The following is a 21,577-nucleotide window of genomic DNA, read 5'->3' as shown; positions in this document are numbered from 1 at the left end:
TTTTTAGTTAGTGGCTTTGCCAATTTGAATCAAAATATATTCAGTAATAATTCGGGCCAGCAGTATTAGCAGTAAACCAATTACTACCTCGCGGGTAATTTTTTTTGCCCGGTCAACCTGTTCTTCGTTGCCGCGTGCGGTCATCCATAAGTACCCGGCATAAATGATCAGTAGCAAAAAAATGATGCCGGTAAACGTTAGCAGGGTGTTAATAATTGTAATTAAACCGCTGTTAAATGTGGTTTGATCAACCGTAACGTCTCTGCCATAAACTTCGTCAATGGCGGTGTTCAGGCCGCCGCCCATTTGTTCGCCAATAGGTGTGCCGGCAGCTAATACCCCGACACCGTGAAAAACAAGCGTCAGAACCAGGGCAATAAAAAAAGTTTTTTGTAACATACTCATGTTAACTGACAAAAGTTCGGCTCAAATAAATAATAACTAATTCTACCACCAGGCGCGCGCCAATGACCGCCGCTAAGCCAATGACCGCGTTAATAATAAGTTTTTTGGCTTTAGTAACCTGTTCTTCGCTGCCGCGCGCAGACATCCAAAGCCAACCGCCGTAGATGACTAAAACCATAAACAGTAAACCCATGAGGCCAATCATGCTGTTGACGTAGTTGATAAAAGCCTGACTAAATTCCACTTTTGGTTTGCCACCTTGAGTTGGAAAGCCTGCTTCTTCACCAGTCTGGGCAAAACCGCTGTTAACCTGGTCCATGGTGCTGGCGGCGACAAAATGAGTTGTCATTAAAAACGTCGTCAGTATCAATAAGCTGACAACCAAAAAATTTTTTTGTAAAAAAGTAAATTTCATGTTAACTGCCCGTAGCGCGACTTAGAGAAAACATTATGACGTAGACTAAGGCGTAGGCCAAAAAAATAACGATCATGCCGTTGATGCCGTTGATGATAAATTTTTTGCCCTTGGCGATTTTTTCTTCACTGCCGCCGGATGTCATCCATTCGTAGCCGCCAATTAAGACGACGGTTAGAAAAATAACGCCGATAATGCCAAATAGAGCATTGATGGCGCGACCAATGATTCGGGGCAGGTTGGTGGCGTTGGCACCGGTGTCAAGCCCGGCTTTTTCGGTAGTTACTTCCAGTCCGGCGGTGACGCAGTCAGTTCCTTGGCAGGCGGCTAGTAGTATATCTGGCGCGACTACCAAAAATAAGATTGAAAATATAACGATTGTGGTAATTAAAATTTTCATGGTTTTATAAATTTTCATCAATTGGGGAGACCCCCAAAGTTATGAAGGTCTCCCCAGCTTGAATGTATCTAATAACCGTTGAAACTCAAACTAGTTATTATTGAGCGCCAGTGGCCTGAATCAACTGAACGATGACGAAGCTGGCGATGGCGTAGGCCGTAAAGATAATGACCAAACCGATAATACCGGCGGTGATAATCTTTTTAGCTTCACCAACTTTTTCTTCGTTACCGCCCGAAGTAAGCCAGCGGAAACCTCCCCACAGGATAATAATGATTGCTAAAATGCCTAAGAATCCAAGCAAGACGTTGACGACGTTCATGATACCTTCTCGTAAGTCCTTTGTTCCCAAACCAGTGTAAGTGCCGTAATTTAAGCCGGTGTCAATCGCCAAAACTGGCATGGCACTCAAGGCAAAGATTACGCCTAAAGTTGTTAAAATCGCAATTTTTTTCATTTTCTCACCCCCTTTCACGGTTGGAAGCTGTGTTGCTTTCGCTTGCAGCCTTAATTTTAAATAACCTTATCTAAATTATAATAAATACTGGTTGCTAGTGTCAATGAAAACCCCAGATGTTTTAGCGGCAATCTTATGGAGTTTGATTGAAAGGTTGGCCAAAGATGGTGGCATTGCCGCCGACTTCGCCTTTAGTCAGGGCAAGAATGGTAAAGTTGACAATTAGATAGGCCCCTAAAATGATAACAATGCCGATGACGGCGGCAGTCATCGCCGCTTTACCTTTTTGTACCATTTCTTGTTTGCCGGCCGCCATGATAAACATCGCGCCGCCATACACAAACATCAATAAAGCAGCGCTGCCGGTTAGGGCGAGCAGGATTTTTGAAAAGTTAATACCAACCTGCAGCATTTCATTAAGGCCGCATTTGGTTACTTGGCTAGAACCGGCATTAGCTTGGCTTTCGGTGCACCCGGAGGGAATCAGCGGACCGCCTAAAATTTCTTCAACCCAAGGTTTTTTATTTTCTTGGGCTAAGGCAGGGCTGCCCAGGGTCAATCCGAGGATAGCCAGTAAAAATATTATAATAATTTTTTTCATAGCGTTTGAAGTGTTTGTTGAATTTTTAGAGCGGCTAAATTTACCGATTCTTGCAGATCGTTACCGGCTAAAATTGATTCAATCATTTCGTTTAAAGCATTTTCCGCTGCCACGGCGTCAGCGCCGCGGTACCAGCTTTTAGCGGTGAGAAGCTGCTTGGCAAATACTGCTAACGCATCGTTGTTGGTTTGATCTTGAATCAGTGTTCGTAGTGCCGTAGGCCGGAGGGTTTTGGCTAGGTACTTTTCAGTTTCCGCTTTTTTAGTTGTTATGAATTGAATAAAATCCCACGCTTCATTAATGTGAGCGCTTTTTTTGGAAACGGTGTTAACCCAGTAGTTGGCAAAGTTGACTTCGGTCCGGCCCTCAATTTGCGGCATATTACTAATACCATAGTTTAGCTTGCCCTGGCGTTTGGATTCTAAAATAGGGATGTGATAGTTATAACCAAAGATCATGGCAACTCTTCCTTCGGCAAAGGCGTCAATGGAGTTGGAAAAAGTTTTATTCCATGAATATACTTCTTTACTACTGTTGGCAAAGTCGGTGTAAAAGCGGACTGCCTCAGGACCTGGATTATAGGTTTGGTCGGGGAATGTGGATGGAACAACACCAAACGTGACGTTTCGGCCGGTAATCATTTCCGCACCGTTTTGCATCATCAACAGCGAAACAATATCAGAACTGCGCTCAATATTTTCGGCAGTTCCCAGAGCAGCACCGGATTGGATGAGGTCGCCGTTTTGATTTTGGAAGGTCAAGCGTTTAACTTGTTCTTGCAATTCATTCCAGGTCTTGGGCGGCAGAGGAATGCCGGCATTATTGAGCAGGTCACGATTATAAAATAGGACTAACGTATCAACGCTCAGCGGCAGGCCGTAAATTTTGTTGTCGCGCACAACATCATTATAGACAACGTCTAAGAATGTTTCTTTGAGTTGTGGTGCGGTAATGGCCGGAACGTCTCGGACTTCAATGAGTGTTTCTTGTTTGATGCCGAGGCTGGTTTTTGTAACTTGATATGCCAGGGTGGTTTTGGCCGGCAGGGGTTCAATTTTTGATAAATATTTATTTACCCAGGTGTTATGAATGGAAAAAATATCCGGACCGCGGTCTTCGGCCAAGGCCTCCAGCAACTCATTTTCGAACTCTTCTAGGCGTAATTTTCGGTAAGTAATTTTAATGTTTGGGTGTGCGGCCTGGTAATCGCCGATGACCTCGTAGAAATTTTCCGGCTCATCAGTAACACCCCACCAAGTTAATTCAATCGGTTCTAGCAACTCCTTTTGCGACGGCGTAATAAATTTACAGCTGAATCCGGAAGAAACCGCCACCACGGCTAATAAAATTAAAAGATAAAGTTTCGTTTTTATTTTCATAGCTTATGTTTCAAAAAGTTTTTGAATTCTTTATTGATTTCTTTGTCTTTGAGACCAAACTCAACATTCGCTTTCAACCAACCAAGCTTTGAGCCGGTGTCGTAGAGCTGGCCATCGATAATCTTCGCGTAAATCGGGCGTTTTTTGAGTAGTCGGGCAATTGCATCAACCAGCCACAGCTCGCCGCCTTTGCCCAGAGGGGTTTTTTCCAGCTCATTAAAAATGTCTGGCGTAAAAATGTAGCCGCCAAATGAAGCGATGCGGCTTTTAGCTTTTTGAGGACCTGGTTTTTCGGCGATTGATTTGACCTGATAGACGTTTGGTTCAACTTCCGTGCCCTCAATAATGCCGTATTTTGATGTGCCTTCGGCGTCGGTCTTATAAGCGGTGATTACCGGGTCGCCATATTTTTCATAAACATCAATAAGCTGTTTAATGTGGGGCCGGCTTGGGCAATCCCAAATATCATCTCCCCACACGACGGCAAATGGCTCATCGCCGATCACTGCTTTAGTATTAAGTACCGGTGTGCCGTTGCCATAGGGCCCTTTTTGTCGAATAAAAATAAAGTTTGCCAGTTCAGCAACCTCTTTGACAGCCTGGTAGTATTTAGATTTGCCATTTTTTTTAAGATGGTTTTCCAGGTTTTCATTGCGATCAAAATGGTCTTCAATCGCGCGTTTGGTTGAGCCGGTTACTAAAATTACGTCAGTAATGCCGGCCGCGACCGCCTCTTCGACAATGTATTGGATGATTGGTTTATCAACCACCGGTAACATTTCTTTCGGCTGGGCTTTGGTTGCGGGCAGGAAGCGAGTGCCAAGGCCGGCAACCGGGATAACAACTTTTCTAATTTTTGACATATTTTTTAACAATTCTGTTTTAAATTATAACAAAAAAACGCTAAATTGTAAAAACTGATTAAATGTGTTAATAATAAGCAATGGAGAGGTGGCCGAGTGGTTTAAGGCGACGGCTTGTCCCACATTAATCGGAAGGGTGGCTGAGTGGTCGAAAGCGCCGCTCTCGAAAAGCGGTAGACCGGCAACGGTCTCGCGAGTTCGAATCTCGCCCCTTCCGATTAATGTGGGATCTCGTCCAGTCGTTCGTGAACGACGGGATGGGCGCAAGTCCTCGCAGGTTCAAATCCTGTCCTCTCCGCCAGCATTAAACTATATGTTTTTACTTTCTGCCGATTATTGGCAGGTCAAAAAAATTAAAGGTAAGGGCCGTGGGGTTTTTGCTAAAAAAGAAATTAACCCCGGTACGGTGATCGGTGATTATTTGGGCACGGTCATTTCTGAACAGCGCGAAGGGCAAGAAAACGAAAAAAGTTTTTACGCCATGCACTGCACCGACAAATTGATTGTGCTGCCCGACCCAAAACAAATTGGCATTCATTTAATTAATCACGCGTGTGCCCCGAATTGCGCTATGCATTCGTATCGGGGTCACGTGATTTATTTTGCCCTGAGACGAATTTTTCCGGGCGAAGAGTTGACCGTTAACTATTTGTATGATGTTTTGTTATGTCGGGCGGGGGAGTGCCGGGAGCACATTTGTCGCTGCGGCGCTTTAAATTGTCGAGGGAATTTGCATACGCCGACTCAGCTAATTAAAATGTGGGAAAAATATGAAGCCCCGTATTATCGACCCTTTCGAAACTATTGCCCGGCACGGTATGGCCAGAATTTGTTGGCACTGGATACCTATCCGCGCCGCATTGCTGATATTCGCGGCAACGAACTGTATGGTTCGTCGCAAAAACCTCCGTATGTTAGTTTGGCGGTCAGGTTGCCAGCTGTCTCAAAAGTTAGGGCGTTGATTAGAGAAACTGGACGCCGAATTTATTTTAAAAAAATTGATTTTACCGTTAATGGGGTTTCGGGTGCGTTAATTATTGGTAGTCGTTAAAACTATGCTTTTAGAGATTAAGCTGGCATGTAGCTATAAAGTGTATATATCCGATGGAAAAGAATATTTTGAATATGGGGACGGGCAGAAGACAACAAAAAAGAGCTTCGCATTTTCGCAAAGCCTGATGGATATTCTATACCTTGACATTTGGCCTTATAGTGAGTTATTTAATCGGATGGGGGAAAACCTTTATAACCTGTATCCCGATAAAGACTTGAAACTGGTGGAGGAGATTAAGGATGATTTAAACACGCTTTCAAAAGTACATGTCTATTTTGAATTCCTTCGCCTGGAATGGCTGGACAAGCTGGAACAGGCTGAAAAACAAGGCTTTAAAGATGTTCTGGATTTGCTTCCCCGCAAGAAGCTAACCCACCTACCCATGAACCTTTCCACCATGCAACGTCAGCTTATGGCTTTATGGAACCATGTGCTGGATATCCTCTCTCCCGATGAACCCATACAAAAGAAAATGGCAGATTACTATAACCCCAAAAGGGATAGAAGGCTGAGTGACCCGGAAGTATTTGAATTTCAACCCCTGCGCATGAGCTTTGAAGTGGTTGATTCAATGACCTTTACCGAAGTCCTATACCCAAAAAGCATTTACGATATCATTGATTTTTTTGTGCGCGAATGTATCAAACGGGAGATACGCTTCCGTGTCTGCAAGCACTGTAATCAATTCTTTGCCCTGACCGGACATATCAACACGGAATACTGCGACAGGCCCTTTGACAGCACTGGACGCACCTGTAAGGAAATGGGGGCGCTTCGCCTATGGGAGAAAAAGAAAGCCGACACACCGGCTTTAAAAGCATACAGTAAAGCCTACAAAAAACGGTTTGCATGGATTAAGTATGGAAAAATCACGAAGGAAGCTTTTTACGAATGGGCGGAGGAGGCAAGAAAAAAACGGGAATTGTGCCTAAAAGGGGACATGACGCTGGAGGAATTTCGGGTATGGCTGGAAAATATATAAGTTAGTTTAGATAGTTTAAATATGTTTATGCTATTATTGCACAGGTCGAAAAGTTTTAGGAGATGTAGAAAATTGAACTTATACAGAACAAATGATACAGCTTCTACGTCTAATAAAATGAAAAATGAATTTGAAGAAAGGATGGGTAATATTATGAAGGTTATAAAAAAAACCAAGAAAGTCATCGCTGTTTTGGTTTTATGCTGTACGGCAATATTATTGGGTTCATTAAATAAGAATATTTTTGGATTTGACTACAAAACCAAAAATATGCTTAACGCTAAAAATACAGTCAGTCAATTAAATAGCATGATGCCAATCAGCATGTCACCAACACAACGAGACACACCACAGGATAACAGCACGATTGAAATAAAACCTGTACCGGCTTCCGTTGAAACTAATTCTTTGCCGGCAATAAAAAAAACAGACCCTGAATTTATGGAACGGACAAAGCAGATAAAAGAGGAATCTCAAAAGTCTGTAACAGGGGTCTTCGATACAGAAATGGATATTAAACAGGAAGACAGCGGGGTCAAGCTTGACTTTTCCCTACATAATATTTCTGACAAAGACCTGGCTCTTTATTTCCGTTCAAGTCAAAAGTTTGATATTTTTATTACAGACAGTAATGGAGATGAAGTGTATAGATGGTCCCATGGCAAAGGTTTTCTAATGTCCATCATAGAAATCGAATTAAAAAAATATGAAAAACTTTCATTTTCTGAAGTCTGGGGTTACACGGACAATAATGGTAACAGAGTTCCACCGGGAAAATACTCCATTACAGTGAAATTGCTTCCAAAGCTTAAAAATGGAAAAAACATAAGCCCTGATGAATTAATGGCAGTAAAGGATATTGAAGTCAAATAAGTAATCTTAATGACGATATGACCAGTTTCTATGTGTAAACATTACCGAACATACTCCATGAAAACCATCCATCACTTTGGACAGAAAAGCATGGGTTTGATTTTATGGAATATATTAAAAGGATTGATGGAGAAATCCACCAATCCTTTTAACTGTAGGTAAGGAGCCAAGATTGGACTTGGATTTATTCTTGGCAAGTATGCTTTTAAGGACGAATTTGGCCAGAAAAGTCTAAAGCATAGTTACCATTGCCTGAGAATGCATGAACAGCAACAGTGTAAACTCCGGTAGTAGTAGGTTTAAAACTTATAACTTCCTGGGGATCGACTGATGTGCTTGAGTAATCCGGAGGATCAACAGAAGGATCACTCCCTGGATTCCAAATATATAGGTCAAAATCATCACTGTCCTCATCAGTCATAATAAGGGTTGTTGCCCAATATAAATTGGAACTTGTTGCATAAACGTTAATGTCGTAAGCATGTATATCTCCTTGCTGCATGGTGTCAGAAGCGCGAATATGATCTCGATAATCATTAAAGGAGCCTGATGAGTATCCTCCAGCTGCCTTGATGGAATCGTAAGCCAAAACCTCACCATTGCCACAAACAGGATCGAAGCCTGATTTACCAAAGTCTTCGATATAGAAGTTCAGGGTTGAGCTTCCGTTACTTGCATCCATCATTAATGCAATAATTCCTGATATTGCTGGAGTTGAGAAAGATGTTCCACTTTCGGTAACATACTCATTTGTCGAATTAGCCTCAGCTGCCCTTATATTTTCTCCAGGAGCCATAATGAGAGGACCTGTGGTGCCTGTCCCACGTGAAGAGAAAAGACTAGGATACCAGCCACCCTCATATGGGTCAGCCATACTACCAACTACTATTGGATCATCACATGAAACCAATTGGCTCATATTATCATACTCTGGGCCATCATTTCCCGCTGCTACTACTACTGCAATTCCTACATTATTTGCATTCGTAATTGCAGTATTGACGGCGTCAATTTCACTAGAGCTGTTGCCGTATGCACCCAAGCTTATATTAATGACTCTTATCCCTAAAGTAGTTCTGTTTGCGACAGCCCAATCAATACCGTCAACCAGATCATCAATTGTCCAACCTCCCGTGCTATCAGCAACTTTTATTCCAACCAATGCTGCACCAGGTGCAAAACCGACTTCAATGCCCGGATCTCCTTCGCCCGTTCCCGCCACGATGCTTGATACCATCGTACCATGTCCATTATCGTCATAGGGGGTTGCATTATTATTTACAAAGTCTCTCCAGCCGATAACTTTTCCGCCGTCTAAATCAACGTGGGTATTGTCAATCCCAGTATCAATGATGGCTACTACTACATCATTGCTGCTGTAACTTGTTTCATTTCCATCACGATTCCCTGTGACGCCATAATCCTGGCGTGCTTTTTTGGCTCCGGTCATCTCAGTTGATGCATTAATCATTGGGATGATTCCACTGTCGCTTAATAATCCATTCGTCTTTTTAGGAGTGCTAATTTGTTGCTTTACTGCTGGTAGCTTGATATATTTTACTTCTTTCATTTTAGACAGGGCATCAATTTGTTGTTTATTGACATCCGTAAGGAAATGGAATGCCGTGCGTTTTTCAATTTTAGTATTACCAAATGTACCTTTTTCTTGGGACACAATCTTGTTTACAAATGTATCTACTGTTACGTCCGAATTATAATCCAAGCACACGTCAACTTTTATGGTCTCATCAGGTTTAAGGCTGTCTAAATGCTTTTGCAAATCAGGATAGATTTTTTGGGTTTCCCATGCCATTGATTTAACTGGACCTTCAAGTTTAAGCTCTATGCTTTTTTCATTTTCTCCAGTGGTAGATACAGATTTCTTTTCCACAGTACTTGCTTTTGTGAAATCAGGTAACGGCTTTTTTACATTATCTGCATTAACAGTACTACCAAACATAAAGAATACCAATGCAAATGTCAATAAAATCGAAAGTCCTTTTCTTTTCATTGAAAAACAACTCCTTTCATTTGTAGCCAAATCGCTTTATAACACTTATAAAACTTTGTTGCATTCAGCAAAAATGCTGATGTATAATAGGGCTATAGGCTCTTAAATATCCTTAAATCGCCGACTTTCGAGGTGTTGAGATTTTTATGATATGCGAGAGCCTATTTTCTTTGTCCAGCATGTTCTATGAGTTTGTCCGGCGACCTAATATGTAGCATGGCACCCACCTCCCTTTACTTTTCTTATGTTTATCGGAGGACTTTAAATTGTCCTCTGAAATATTAGACTGTAAAAGTGTTCCAAAGGTTTCATATTTCCCAAATATTTCCCAATACAATAAATAAGTTGTAATGAAGAGTAGAGTGAACAATCGTTCGATAATTACTATAATGGAGGCATAAGTATGCTATCAGCATAAGTCATATCGGTTACAATAGAGTTACATCAACATTAATTTTATGTACAATTTACTATAGTAGCTATATTCTGAATATTTTAAGTAAAAAATAGACAGAAACATATATTAAAATCAATATATGGCTTCCATCCTCTAGTAACGGTCATTTAATAAATCCTTAAATTTACATTTTTATTATATCGTTTACATGCAAAAGTGAAAATCGTCCAGTAGTCCTGTCTCACTAGTCACATTTTACTATTTACGGAAACATTGATTTGTCACACTTTGAGACAATGTTACTGTGTTACCAAGAGTTTACTGCTTGCTAAGTAAATTAATGGTGGTCTTATATTACAAAGTTGAGGAAAATCAATTTTGGGGAAATGAAAAGACGAGAAATATTGTAGAGGTAGTTTTACTGATATAGCATCATTGAAATAAACTTATAGTATCAAAAAAAGACCACATTCCAATAATTTGGAAGTAGTGGCCTTTCTATACCGATTTATTGCTGTTTACAGCGTTTTCGTTCTTACCTCGTAAAAAACATAACACCGGAAAAGAGTACCGGGTGATTGGTTTGGCCAAGCACAGCGAGACCTTGGAAGATTTAGTGGTGTATGAAGCGTTATATAACAATGAAACGTCACGGCTTTGGGTTCGGCCGGCTAAGATGTTTTTAGGGCAAATAGAAATTAACCATGCGACGGTGCCGCGATTTACTTATTTAGGAGAATAAAAACGTGAATTTGAAAGAACAATTACTAGTGTCAAAAAAGATTCGCTGGCTTGATGTTGGTTGTGGTGATCGCTTTGAGGATGGATTTCATTATTTGGATTTATTTTCTATCCATGAGGTTCCCGAGGAGTTCAAAGACCGTTACACCCAGGCCGATATCGCTCACTTGTCTGATGAAACTGTTGCAGCTCTTGGGACGTTTGATTTTATTCGTCTGCAGCACGTGTTTGAACACTTATCCATGGAAGAAGGTCAGCGTTGCTTGGAAAATTGTGCCAAGCTATTAAATCCTGGCGGCTATATTTTAATCACCGTTCCTGATTTAAGAGTGCATATTCAAAAGTATTTAGCTAACAGCTACTCTGAACTCAAAGGTTTTTCATGGTGGGCGCATCATCGCATTCCTAAAGATGCTCCGGCCAGCTTTTATTTTTCCATTTTTGCACACAGCTTGCCCCATGAGGCACATAAGTGGTGTTATGATCTTGAAGGTCTTTTGTACCAACTTAAAAGAGCAAAACAATTTGTTGCCATTCGGCAACTGGCAGTTGATGATCCCTTGTCAGTTGAACCGTTTACGCATAATCGAATCAAGGAGGATTTGTGTGTTATTGCTAGAAAGAAAAAACCGTTTTTAAAATTTGTTTGATATAATTAAAAAAATCGACTCATCATGATAAGCCGATTTTTTATTTTAGCTACGCTTAATCAACTCTAATTTCTCGTCTCCAGTTTTGCTCGCCATTTAAGAAAATTTCTTTGCCATTTTGATCAAGTAATTTGAGCCCGAATTTCAGGATATAGTTTCCGCGCTTAATACCGCGCGGGTCAAGGGTGAATTTAAATTCCCCGATTTCACCAGGTTTGATATATGTTTTATTGACGGCCGCTGCCGCGGTAGTTTTGTTGATCCAGTCATTAGGGTCATGAAAATAACTAGTTGAACCGTCGTCGTTGGTAATTTCAAGAGCTGTTTTTCTAGCTAACCAAGTGATGTCGGTGCTGTTGTTTTGGATTTTCATGGTAATTTGAATCGGCCGCCAAGTATTACGGACAGCAACTGGGATGTTATGTTCAACAATTTGCGCCGCCGCACCCGGCTTTACAATCACGAATTTGCCAATAGAAGCAATTTTGGTTGGCACGCCATTTTTGCTGTAGTAGATACCAAATTCCTGGCTTAATAATCCGCTTTGTTCAGTCGGGGCAGCTAATTCAAACGTAAATGTTGCTAGCTGACTAGTTGAAACAGAGTTTTCGGCAAAGTCAATTTTGTTGACAACACCAAACGTTGAGCTGGTTTTATCCTTATCAGTAACCTGAAGCCACACATTGCCTTGTTGCCAGGGGGTTGAACCGGTATTTTTGAAGGTAACCGTAACTGTTTGTTTTTGTCCGGTCATCATAATTAACCCTTCGGGCAGCATGGTGGCAAACGTTCCGGCATAAGCGCCGGCAGGGGCTGGGGGCGTGGGCCCAGAGTTTGGTACATCAGTGTCTTTAACGGTGTCATCAACATAGTCGATTACTTCACCGGCGTCGTGAGCTTCAAGTAGCTCGGTTGAAACGCGCAGGGCGCTGTTCTTTTTTTCGGGCCCAAAAATACGATCAAAAATTGTTAAGTCTTCAATTTTCATGCGCGCGCCGTCTGAAATCAGGTAGTAGATGCCGGTATTAGTACTGAGGGTAAACGTGCCGTCTTTAAGTTTGACTGGTGCGCCAGTCGGGTATTTTTCTAGCGTTGAAGCAGTAGTGTCTTCTGGGGCTTCGGAATCAAAACGATTTTGCCAGACCGGTGTGTCAACAAAGTGTTTTAAACCATCTTTTACCTGCCAAATTGTTCCGGTTTCGTCCTTGAACAATTTACCCTGTGGGTACACCGAAGTGCTAAAAATTAAACTTCCTAGTGGGTAGTTATCAAGCTGCCGCTCAGAAACGGTTGGAATTTCATTTTCACTTATAGCAATGCGAAAGTCGTTTAGTAAAGCCAGGGCGGCATTGTCGACGATGGCCCGCTTAGTGCCATCAGACAGCAGATAAATTTGCCCCGAAGCATCTGACTTTACCAGTGTGTTGTTGGCAAAACTAACGGCCGGGCCATCAGGATAAGCCGCAAGATCCGTCGAGCCAACTCGGATTGCCTGGTCACTGGTGTGGTCTTGGAAGAAAATTTCTTTTGAAGCAAACTTTCGTTTTTGATTTTTTTCAATTAACCAATATGATGAACCGTCAGTTAAAATTTGACCGTCTAAGAATTTTTGGTCGGTAAAGTAACGGTTCCAAATTCGCCAGAAGAGCCGGTTGCCACCATACGGCGCCGTGACACCCAGTTCCGGCGAATAGCCGACATACGGAGTGTAGATATACAAATTAGCCGTTGCCTGATTGGCCGGCGTAACGGGGTAGCCGTCAAAACTTTTAGTGGTTTGTCCGACTTTAAAATTAAACTGCCCCGCTTTCTGCCAGTAGATTTGTTGAGTTTCAGCCGCGGCATCAACTTGGTTGTAAAACCCCCGGTGCTTTTCATTGCACCCGCCGCCGTAGCAGCTGTAACCGGTTGCCCAGTCCAGCGCTTTTTCCGTGGCCTGTGTTTTACTGACTAATGCTTGTTCCTTTTCAAGTGTCGTCAAAAGGAATTTTGGATTGATAGTGTGATTTTGACTGATTTGCCAGATGATTTCTGACGCTTTAAGCGTTTGACCGTTAACAATTTGGCTGTAGCGCGATAAAACGCTATTTTCGCGCTCCAAAAATTTTTGTATGGCAGTTTTTGACAGCGCACTTTTGTTAATCAAATCATCGTCGGTGATAATGTTGCTTGGATCAAACGTCCTGGCTTGGGCTGTAACCCCGCCCAAGATGAAAAAAGCCACGGTGGCCAGGCTTAATTTTAGAATAGTTGTTGGATAATGATGTCGCATGTTTGTTTTTGGTTTCGTTTATCTTTATTAATAGTGTTTTTCGTGGTTTAATTTTAGCATTTAGTGTTGACATTTGTAAATAATTTGGTGTCTAAGGTTGTTTTATGGTATAGTATATCTAAGGTATTTTTAAATAAATTAGTCATGAAAGGGGGTGAGAATATGAAAAAAGTTTTATTAATTGCTTTGACAGTTTTGATGTTTGCTTTGACAGTTACTCCAGCATTGGCATTAAATGTCGGCTTGGAATACGGCACCTACACCGGTCTTGGAACAAAAGACTTGCGCGAAGGTATCATGGCTATCATCAACGTCTTGCTCGGATTCTTAGGTATTATTGCAATCGTTATTATTCTGTATGGAGGTTTCGTCTGGTTGACTTCAGCCGGTAACGAAGAAAAAGTTGGTCAGGCTAAAAAGATTATTACCGCCGGTATTATCGGTTTGGTTATCATCTTCGTTTCGTACGCCATCGCCAGCTTCGTCATTACTCAGTTGATTGTGGCCACCGGCGCTCAGTAATCTAGGAGCGTGCTTAAAAGATTTAACGCTTTGCCATCAGGCAAAAACAGGAGAATATCCTATGTCATCATTAACCGACTGGGGAGAAGTGTTGACTGCTTCCTTTGTCGAAATTTGGTTCAAGTTTGTTAATTTAATTCCAAGCATTATTGGTGCGGCGATTGTTTTTATTGTTATTTTGTTTGCCGCTTCATCGCTTGGCAAATTAGTTGCAACCGGCTTGAAAAAAATTTATGTTGATCGGGCCATGGAGACCACCGGCTTGAAAAAAATCTTGGAAAAGATCGGCTTTAAGCTGGCAGTCAGTGAAGCGCTTGGTCTATTGGTGACGTGGTTTCTGTATGCAATTGCTTTGGTGGCCGCGGCCGATATCCTGGGATTGAATCAAATTTCTCAGTTTTTGCAGTCAGTCGTGCTGTACATTCCACATGTGATTATTTCCATTGTCATACTAATTGTTGGTATTATTGTTGGAAATTTTGTTCACACGCTGGTTCGTGAAACGGCGACGGCGGCTAAAATCGAAGAAGCACAGGTGTTGGCTAACATTGCCCAGTGGGCTATTTTGGTGTTTACCTCAATGGCCGCGCTGATTCAATTGCGCGTTGCTACAGAACTAATTCAGATATTGTTTACCGGCTTGGTCTTCATGATTGCTTTGGCCGGAGGCATTGCCTTTGGTCTCGGCGGCAAAGATCGAGCCAAAGAAATTGTCGACAGTTTCTTCCGACGATAAGAATGTAAAAAACCCGGTCGTGTTAGGCGACCGGGTTTTTGTTTTGTCTTTTTTAAAGCAGTGCCACAATTAACCAAAACAAAACCGCCAGATCATTTTTAAAATAGGGAACGTCAATTAGTCCGTGGATTAGAACAGTGATCATGGCGGCTAAAACGCCAAGGGTAATCCAGTCCGGGCTGGCTTGCAGTTGTTTTAAGCCTTTGTAGTAGAATTTCGCAATAATCCAGCCAAAGCCAATTAACCCCAGTAGGCCAATTTCCAGCCAAAAGTTTAAAACAATGTTGTGAGGGTAGAGAAGCGCTTCAAGTTTTAGCGGATCTCGTAATTGATTTTGGATGTCGGCAAATCCCAGGATACCTGCGCCGAGCAGAAAATTTTTGGCGCTGGTGCCAAGGTAATCAGCGCTCATACTAATTAGAATTAAACGGTTTTGTCCCGAAGCGTCGGCAAAAGTTAGGATCGGCCAAGCCTTTTCGCGAATTACGGGCGTAGCAAAGAGAATAAGCCCGCCAGCGATAACTAACAAAATCGTCTTCTTTTTATCCCAACCAAAAAATGCCAAAAAAACTGTTGCGGCCGCCAAGCCAAGCCAAGTACCTTGTGATACGGTAAACCATACGGCCAATAAAGCGGGCAACATGATGATAAATTTTAAAACAGTGGCTTTAATTTTTTTAAAATCATTAATAATCCAAGTGCTGTACAGTATAATAATTGGCCCGAGATACAGTCCAACGGCGTTTGGCGAACTAAAGATTGAGGTAACCCGGCGATGGTCGCTTGCAACCCAGGCTGGTTGGAAAATGCCAAAGGCGCTGAATTTTTGGTAGATTGCCAACAAAGAGATGGTGAGAGTGGATAATCCCAGGGCCCAAAGTATAGTTTCTTTGTCAGATTTATTTTTAATAGTGTTTGCCGCAACGGTAAACAGCATGATTGGTTCAATGAAGTACGCTTTCCATAGGCCGGCCGCTTGCCGAACTTCTGGCGAGATAAATAGTGAAATAGTGGCCGCGATTATGATTAGGATGATTGGCGCCCGATACGGATTACTGAAATATTGTAGGCTGTTTTTAGTGGTCAGATTTTTAATGAACCAAGTCAGAAACACTGCCCAGATACAAATTTCTAAGTAAGTAAAAGGTAAAAACCAAATCTGCGACCGTATTAGGTAGGTGGGTAAGAGTACAATGGTTAATGCTAGACCGTTAATTGGTTTTTTCCAGGTGAGCCGGATTAGTAGAACAAAAACGATTAATAGCAAAAAATTAATCTGCCACCACCACTGGTTTAAAACATGTTGGATGTCCCAGGCAAAATCAAACCAAAACATAATTACGAATTAATAATTTTTATATTAAAGCCTCTTTTGACTTTTTTGACCCAAGTAGCGGTCTGTTTCTTGTATTGAGCGTCAACATCCATGAGCCGGGTTAGCTTTTGGCCATTAATGAAAAAGGGGTTAACAATCCGGGGTTTTGATGAACGAACAAAATCGGCGTGATGTCGGCTAACTTCCTTTACTTTTAGGGCCTGGATCTGTTTTAGGTAGGAGGTAACCATTGGATTTTTAGCTCGTCTGAGTTTGGTAGTTACTTGTTTGTCGGTCAAATAAAGATCTTTTTTGGTGATAATTTTTTGGTTTAGCGCCTCACGTAGCATGTTGGCTGACAAAACATAGATTGATACTTGCATTGGGTGGCACCAAACATTTTGGTTGAGTAAAAAGTTGAGTTTGGCGAATTTTTTTGCCCAGGTTTTTGAAGTAAAGGCAAATTTTTGGTTAACGACGCGCAAATTTTTGAAAATCAGTTTTGGATCAACAGCGGTTAGATCACGGCCCCAGGGATCGCGTAGGGTATAATCAATCCGGTCAGCACAAAGGTCGGGCAGCAAGTTTTCGGCCAGCGGAAAATTTTTTTCATTTAAAATATATTGTGAATCAATTCCGTGTTTTTTTAGAATCTTATTAATGCCTTGTAGTTCATAAGCCTTGGCGATTCGGTTATCTTGGTAGTCGTGCTTCATCGAATCGGACCCAAATAGAAAATCAGAAACATGGGAAAAAGCGGTATGTGAAATGTCGTGCAGTAAGCCGTGGACTTGTTCATCAAGCGAGGTCTGAAAGTGCCGTAATAGCAGCATGACGCCAACTGAATGTTCATAACGGTTAAATTGGTGTCGATACGTTTTATGGAACTGCCAGGTTCCGTGCTGCTCAATCTTTTTAAGACGTTGGAGGGAAGGGGAAGTGATGAGCTCAATTAGCACCGGTTCAGTGATAGTAAAACGGCCGTAAATTTTGTCATTAATGACTAATGCCTTCATGTTTTTTAACGCTGATAATTTCTTGAATTATTTTTTTATCAAATCCACCAAAGATGTATAGACAAATTACATAGATGGTTGCGCCTGCCAGAACTAAAAGTACGAAATTAGCTAATGGTATGTACGCCAAGAATAAAGCCATAACAACACTAGCCCCCAGCGCTTTATAAATAATAGTAATCCGTGGTAAGAAACTGATTTGTTTTTTAAGGATATATATTGTTGAGAGCAACATAATCAGTTCGGTGGCCACAGTCATCCAGGCCGCACCCCAATAGGAATAACGATTGATAAAATAAATATAGCCGACGATAGCAAAGATGGCGTTGCCGGCATAGAACTTGATCATCTTTTTTTGTTCGCCAATAGCGACGATAGCGTAGCCAAACAATCCCGCCATAAAAATCAGTCCGGTGGCGATCAGTAAAATTTTGATGATTTGTCCGGAAATAATAAAATCTTTACCAGCGACAAGGGTCATTAAGCTTTCGCCGGCAAAATAGCCGCCAACGATCATGGGAACACTAATGCTGATTAGAAAGTCAAATCCGCCCTGGATTACCCGTTTTAATTTAGCTAGGTCTTTGACTGCCCAAGCGGCCGCTAAAAGCGGCAAAAGTAGGCCGAGAATTAGATACACAAAGTTGATTAATACTTCCAGCACCCGGTAGGGAGCAGCATACAGCCCGACATCGTTTGGGGTTTTAATCAGCGACATAATAAAAATGTCTCCCTTGAAATAGATCAGGTTTAACGCAATAGTTATGCCAATTGGCCAAGTGGCTGAAAAAATTTTTTGCCAGACTTCAGGGTCAAAGGCTAAACGAAGCCGGAGTGTTTTGTTGGCAAAGCCCCAGGCAGCAGCACAGACGATGACACTGTCAAGCATGGTGGCGCTGACTACGCCCAGTAACCCAACATTGAGTTTGATTGCCATTATGACTAACGTCAGCGTAGCGGTTTTACCGGCTAGTTCGGCAATAACCATTTGATGGGTGGTAAGGTTTTTTTGGAAGTGACTTGTTAAAACCGTGGTGAGGGCCGAAGCAGTAAAACCGGCAACGGCAATAATGATGCCCAGTTTAACAATCGTTCCATACGGCATGAGCACGGCAATAAACGCCGCGAGCGTTAAAAACAGAAACGAGCTGATAAATCGGATTGCCAGCGCGTTATTAATGATTGTATTTTCATTTTCGGCCGGATCGGAAATCATTTTAGTAGTAGTCATCTGCAGCCCGAGGTCCACCAGGATACCGAAGATTGCCATATAGGCGTAGATGGTTGAGTAGTGACCAAAACCGCCTTGCCCTAAATAGCGGGCGATGAAACCAAAAATAATCAGCGCTAAACCGATTGTTAGCGCCTTGCCGATTAGTTGAATAATCGTGTTATGGGCAATTTTTTGGACTTCGCTCATATTAAGATAATATCTTAATTTTGGTAAATATACAAAGTTTTATGGGTTTTTATTGACAAAATTTTTTAGATGTGCTATACTGATTTTAGAGAGCTCAAGACAGACTCTCTTTTTTGAACCGCATTTTCCGGTTCAAGCCAAAAAACAAAAATAAAAAGCAAATTGTATGTCAAAAATTCAATCCGGTCATGATGTGCTGTCTCTGTTTGGGATGGTGCAGTATAATAAAGCCCTGCCTCAAAGCCTGATTTCGCGCCAGCTCCTGGTGAGTTTAATCAGTGCTTTTTTTATTGTTATAGCAGTTGGTTTGCTGCTGCGTTTGTCGACTAATTTGCTGAGTAACCAGTCAACTGTTGAGGCGGCTCCTTTGATTGAACAGTCAGCAGCGTATTTGCCGGGGCAGCTTGTAAGTGAAAAGCTTAGCCAGGGTTATTTTCGATTTTAATACAAATAACGCCAGTCGTGTTCGCCGGTCCGGCGATACTTTAAATCATTGGCGATCATATATTTGTTCTTTTCGAGCGTACAACCAAAACAAAAACAAAAATATGGCACGATGTTTGCCATATTTTTATTAAGCGTTGGTTAGTCGGCCTCACGGCCGTTTTTTTGTATCTCTAGCTCGTGATATTTTTTGTTTTCTTCAACTAGCTGGTTAATTTTTCGGGCCACTTCTTGTGGTTGGGGAATTTGTTTAAAGATAAACCTGGCTTGTTCACCGGCGGTTTGAATATAGACCGTTCCAAAATCCAGGAATGTTCCAAACAATCCTTTAAGTTCCGAAGTCACGTCCTGGATGCGGTACATTTTTTGTTCGGAGACAGTCCGAGAAAATAATCCTTTTTGTTCAATATTAATAACTCGGTGATTAGTAACAATCCAAACATCCAGGTAGTAGTCGACAAAACTATGGAACATGAATAGCCAGACGTAGAGGTAGTAGAGGCTCAAGAACAAAATAATAATCGGCGCGATATACTGGTTGGTTAATAACGACGATACGGTGTCTTCCAGGATAAGATGAAATGCTAATGGCATTATAGCGACAATCGCCCAAAAGACGATTTTAATGGCAATCGTAAATGGGTGGCGTCGCAGGAAAAAAATAATTTTTTCGCCGTCTTTGCGGTGAGGAATAAAAAATTTGATCATAATGATACTTGTACCTGAGTCATAATGGGAATCATTTGAGTCCAGTCAATTTGACCGATATAGCCCCATGAGATGGCGAGAATTGCAACTGATCCTAGAATATAAAATGCCACCAGTACCAGATTACTAACGCTGAGAAAACCAAAGCGCAGGAGGTGATAAACGTTAGCAAATGTGAAAAATAAAAAGATGACAACAAAGATTAGGTAGATGAAATAGAATAGTGAAAGTGAAATCTCCATAATTTAATTATAGCAGCTTGTGTCGGTTTTTAGTATCGTCAAGTCCAAGGTGGCGATAGGCGAGTTCGGTTGCCATTCGGCCCTTGGGTGTGCGTTTCAGAAACCCGGTTTGAATCAAAAATGGCTCATAGACATCTTCAATCGTACTCATTTCTTCGCCAGTTGCCGCCGCAATGGTATTAAGCCCGACGGGGCCGCCATCAAATTTGGTAATAATAACCTCTAAAATTTTTCGGTCAACTTCATCCAGGCCGAACTCATCAATATCAAGCATTGTTAGCGCCTGTTTGGTAATATCTTGATTAATAAGGCCGTTATGTTTTACTTGGGCAAAATCGCGGATGCGCTTTAGTAGTCGGTTGGCAATCCGGGGAGTCTTGCGCGCCCGGGAAGCGATTTCGCGAGCGGCGGGCTGGTCTAATTTGACGTCAAGAATGCTTGAACTACGACCGACGATTTGAGTAATCTCTTCATCTTCGTAGAAGTTGAGGTGGTAGATGTTGCCGAAACGGTCACGTAGGGGACTGGATAATAGGCTGATCTTAGTGGTAGCACCGATGATGGAAAAGCGGGGTAGGTCAAGCCGTAAGGTTCGGGCCGACGGCCCTTTGCCAATGACAATGTCGAGTGCAAAGTCTTCCATCGCCGGGTATAAAATTTCTTCAATAATTTTATTCATGCGATGAATTTCGTCAATAAATAAAATATCACCATTCTCAAGATTGGTTAAAATGGCTGCTAGGTCGCCGCTGCGTTCCAGGGCAGGTCCGGAAGTAACACGAATATTAACCCCCATTTCATTGGCGATGATATGGGCGAGGGTGGTTTTTCCCAATCCCGGTGGGCCGTAGAGCAAGACGTGTTCAATGGGTTCGCGCCGGCCTTTGGCAGCGTCCATAAAAATCTGTAAGTTGTCTTTTATTTTTTGCTGCCCGATAAATTCACTTAAATTTTTAGGGCGCAAACTGACATCAAATGCCGCATCGGGCTGCTGCTCGGCCGGGTCGATAATTCGATTTTGTTCAGACTCAATCATAGTACCTGTATCTTAGCTTTTTAGGCGCAAAAAAACAACCGTAACTGGCAGGTTGTTTTTGATTACTATTGGATTGGCACCCAGCCTTTTTTGAAGTCGGCGCCGCAGACTTCTTCAAACGTTTTGCTATCGGGTACATAATCGCACGTTCGAAATTGACAAGACTTATTCGTTGCCTGAACGCATTCGGTTTCTGAAAAGTATACTTTTTTTGGTGTTATCTTATTGGTTGATGTTGAAGCTTGGCTAATGTCATGAACGGCGAATAAAAGTCCACCGACGAAAACTAAATTAACAACAATTGCCGTTATAAAAATTTTAATCAAGCTCATATTTTTACAACCCTATATTTTAAGAGTGGTGTATTTATACAACCAAGCTCGAACTCACTTTAGCAAAAATCTTTGACAAAAACCAGACCGAATCGCCCCGCCGCCAGCCGCCGCAAAGCGGCGGCCTGCCTCGCAGAACATTTTGCTTTACATTTTTTAGAGGGCACTCGCAAAAAATTTTTCAATTAAGGAAAAGCAAAATGTTCTGCTCGGCTCCGCGCTGACGCGCGGGCGGCGGGCCTTTGTTTTTGGCTCGCGGGCAAGGCGTTTCCTCCCCTTGAACCCCTCCACGCCTTGCCCGCTCGC

At 42.0% G+C, this 21,577-nt stretch carries 23 protein-coding genes and 1 tRNA gene; 9 read left to right on the top strand and 15 right to left on the bottom strand.

Annotated elements, in window-relative coordinates; all coding sequences use genetic code 11:
* Positions 1-3: 3 nt before the first annotated feature.
* From HUU49_04845 to galU, 7 genes are all read right to left on the bottom strand, one after another.
* Positions 4-399 (bottom strand): hypothetical protein, encoded by a 396-nt coding sequence (locus tag HUU49_04845; protein ID NUM25907.1) that lies wholly within the window; start codon positions 397-399, stop codon positions 4-6.
* Between the two features lie 7 nt (positions 400-406).
* Positions 407-820 carry a hypothetical protein gene (locus tag HUU49_04840; GenBank protein NUM25906.1) on the bottom strand — a complete coding sequence of 138 codons (414 nt, stop codon included), beginning with the start codon at positions 818-820 and terminating at the stop codon, positions 407-409.
* A gap of 1 nt (position 821) precedes the next feature.
* Positions 822-1,220: a hypothetical protein gene (locus tag HUU49_04835; protein ID NUM25905.1), complete on the bottom strand. Its 399-nt coding sequence runs from the start codon at positions 1,218-1,220 to the stop codon at positions 822-824.
* A 97-nt stretch (positions 1,221-1,317) separates the two neighbouring features.
* On the bottom strand, positions 1,318-1,677 hold the full coding sequence (locus HUU49_04830; protein ID NUM25904.1) for a hypothetical protein: 360 nt from the start codon (positions 1,675-1,677) through the stop codon (positions 1,318-1,320).
* 133 nt (positions 1,678-1,810) lie between these two features.
* Complete coding sequence (locus HUU49_04825) at positions 1,811-2,278, bottom strand: hypothetical protein (protein NUM25903.1); 468 nt, start codon at positions 2,276-2,278, stop codon at positions 1,811-1,813.
* On the bottom strand, positions 2,275-3,657 hold the full coding sequence (locus HUU49_04820) for an extracellular solute-binding protein (GenBank protein ID NUM25902.1): 1,383 nt from the start codon (positions 3,655-3,657) through the stop codon (positions 2,275-2,277). The genes HUU49_04825 and HUU49_04820 overlap by 4 nt, the downstream gene beginning before the upstream one ends.
* The gene (galU, locus tag HUU49_04815; protein ID NUM25901.1) at positions 3,654-4,520 is read right to left on the bottom strand and encodes a UTP--glucose-1-phosphate uridylyltransferase GalU; all 867 of its coding nucleotides are present in this window, start codon (positions 4,518-4,520) and stop codon (positions 3,654-3,656) included. The genes HUU49_04820 and galU overlap by 4 nt, the downstream gene beginning before the upstream one ends.
* A gap of 130 nt (positions 4,521-4,650) precedes the next feature.
* Between galU and HUU49_04810 the strand changes: the two genes are divergently transcribed.
* The 4 genes from HUU49_04810 to HUU49_04795 all read left to right on the top strand — a co-directional run bounded on the left by HUU49_04810 (position 4,651) and on the right by HUU49_04795 (position 7,429).
* Positions 4,651-4,737: transfer RNA gene (locus HUU49_04810), tRNA-Ser, on the top strand.
* Positions 4,738-4,833: 96 nt separating this feature from the next.
* Positions 4,834-5,571, top strand: a complete 738-nt coding sequence (locus HUU49_04805) for an SET domain-containing protein (GenBank protein ID NUM25900.1) — start codon at positions 4,834-4,836, stop codon at positions 5,569-5,571.
* Between the two features lie 22 nt (positions 5,572-5,593).
* Positions 5,594-6,556: a hypothetical protein gene (locus HUU49_04800; GenBank protein NUM25899.1), complete on the top strand. Its 963-nt coding sequence runs from the start codon at positions 5,594-5,596 to the stop codon at positions 6,554-6,556.
* Between the two features lie 117 nt (positions 6,557-6,673).
* The gene (locus HUU49_04795) at positions 6,674-7,429 is read left to right on the top strand and encodes a hypothetical protein (GenBank protein ID NUM25898.1); all 756 of its coding nucleotides are present in this window, start codon (positions 6,674-6,676) and stop codon (positions 7,427-7,429) included.
* A gap of 205 nt (positions 7,430-7,634) precedes the next feature.
* Here HUU49_04795 and HUU49_04790 read toward each other — a convergent pair whose 3' ends face one another.
* Positions 7,635-9,440: a S8 family serine peptidase gene (locus HUU49_04790; GenBank protein NUM25897.1), complete on the bottom strand. Its 1,806-nt coding sequence runs from the start codon at positions 9,438-9,440 to the stop codon at positions 7,635-7,637.
* Positions 9,441-10,351: 911 nt separating this feature from the next.
* Here HUU49_04790 and HUU49_04785 point away from each other — a divergent pair.
* Both HUU49_04785 and HUU49_04780 read left to right on the top strand, forming a co-directional pair.
* Positions 10,352-10,579, top strand: a complete 228-nt coding sequence (locus HUU49_04785) for a DUF1653 domain-containing protein (GenBank protein NUM25896.1) — start codon at positions 10,352-10,354, stop codon at positions 10,577-10,579.
* A gap of 10 nt (positions 10,580-10,589) precedes the next feature.
* Positions 10,590-11,228 (top strand): class I SAM-dependent methyltransferase, encoded by a 639-nt coding sequence (locus HUU49_04780; protein NUM25895.1) that lies wholly within the window; start codon positions 10,590-10,592, stop codon positions 11,226-11,228.
* 55 nt (positions 11,229-11,283) lie between these two features.
* Here the strand turns inward: HUU49_04780 and HUU49_04775 are convergent, their stop codons facing one another.
* Positions 11,284-13,500, bottom strand: a complete 2,217-nt coding sequence (locus tag HUU49_04775; protein NUM25894.1) for a type VII secretion protein EccB — start codon at positions 13,498-13,500, stop codon at positions 11,284-11,286.
* Positions 13,501-13,662: 162 nt separating this feature from the next.
* Between HUU49_04775 and HUU49_04770 the strand changes: the two genes are divergently transcribed.
* The gene (locus tag HUU49_04770) at positions 13,663-14,022 is read left to right on the top strand and encodes a hypothetical protein (GenBank protein ID NUM25893.1); all 360 of its coding nucleotides are present in this window, start codon (positions 13,663-13,665) and stop codon (positions 14,020-14,022) included.
* A gap of 61 nt (positions 14,023-14,083) precedes the next feature.
* Positions 14,084-14,758, top strand: coding sequence for a hypothetical protein (locus HUU49_04765; GenBank protein NUM25892.1), 675 nt, complete (start codon positions 14,084-14,086; stop codon positions 14,756-14,758).
* Between the two features lie 52 nt (positions 14,759-14,810).
* Here the strand turns inward: HUU49_04765 and HUU49_04760 are convergent, their stop codons facing one another.
* The 3 genes from HUU49_04760 to HUU49_04750 are packed head-to-tail and all read right to left on the bottom strand — an operon-like array spanning position 14,811 to position 18,509.
* Positions 14,811-16,094 carry an O-antigen ligase family protein gene (locus tag HUU49_04760; GenBank protein ID NUM25891.1) on the bottom strand — a complete coding sequence of 428 codons (1,284 nt, stop codon included), beginning with the start codon at positions 16,092-16,094 and terminating at the stop codon, positions 14,811-14,813.
* A gap of 2 nt (positions 16,095-16,096) precedes the next feature.
* The gene (locus tag HUU49_04755; GenBank protein NUM25890.1) at positions 16,097-17,089 is read right to left on the bottom strand and encodes an HD domain-containing protein; all 993 of its coding nucleotides are present in this window, start codon (positions 17,087-17,089) and stop codon (positions 16,097-16,099) included.
* Complete coding sequence (locus HUU49_04750) at positions 17,070-18,509, bottom strand: flippase (GenBank protein ID NUM25889.1); 1,440 nt, start codon at positions 18,507-18,509, stop codon at positions 17,070-17,072. Before HUU49_04750 ends, HUU49_04755 begins: the two co-directional genes overlap by 20 nt.
* A gap of 166 nt (positions 18,510-18,675) precedes the next feature.
* Between HUU49_04750 and HUU49_04745 the strand changes: the two genes are divergently transcribed.
* Positions 18,676-18,954 carry a hypothetical protein gene (locus HUU49_04745; GenBank protein NUM25888.1) on the top strand — a complete coding sequence of 93 codons (279 nt, stop codon included), beginning with the start codon at positions 18,676-18,678 and terminating at the stop codon, positions 18,952-18,954.
* Between the two features lie 140 nt (positions 18,955-19,094).
* On the opposite strand, the gene HUU49_04740 is transcribed toward HUU49_04745, so the two are convergent.
* The 3 genes from HUU49_04740 to HUU49_04730 all read right to left on the bottom strand — a co-directional run bounded on the left by HUU49_04740 (position 19,095) and on the right by HUU49_04730 (position 21,271).
* Positions 19,095-19,661 (bottom strand): PH domain-containing protein, encoded by a 567-nt coding sequence (locus HUU49_04740; GenBank protein ID NUM25887.1) that lies wholly within the window; start codon positions 19,659-19,661, stop codon positions 19,095-19,097.
* 249 nt (positions 19,662-19,910) lie between these two features.
* Positions 19,911-20,939 (bottom strand): Holliday junction branch migration DNA helicase RuvB, encoded by a 1,029-nt coding sequence (gene ruvB / locus HUU49_04735; protein NUM25886.1) that lies wholly within the window; start codon positions 20,937-20,939, stop codon positions 19,911-19,913.
* 65 nt (positions 20,940-21,004) lie between these two features.
* Positions 21,005-21,271: a hypothetical protein gene (locus HUU49_04730; protein NUM25885.1), complete on the bottom strand. Its 267-nt coding sequence runs from the start codon at positions 21,269-21,271 to the stop codon at positions 21,005-21,007.
* Positions 21,272-21,577: the final 306 nt, after the last annotated feature.

This window comes from Candidatus Buchananbacteria bacterium, assembly GCA_013359225.1.
Lineage (GTDB): Bacteria > Patescibacteriota > Patescibacteriia > Buchananbacterales > UBA6539 > JABWCG01.
This window is presented reverse-complemented; position numbering and strand designations above follow the sequence as displayed.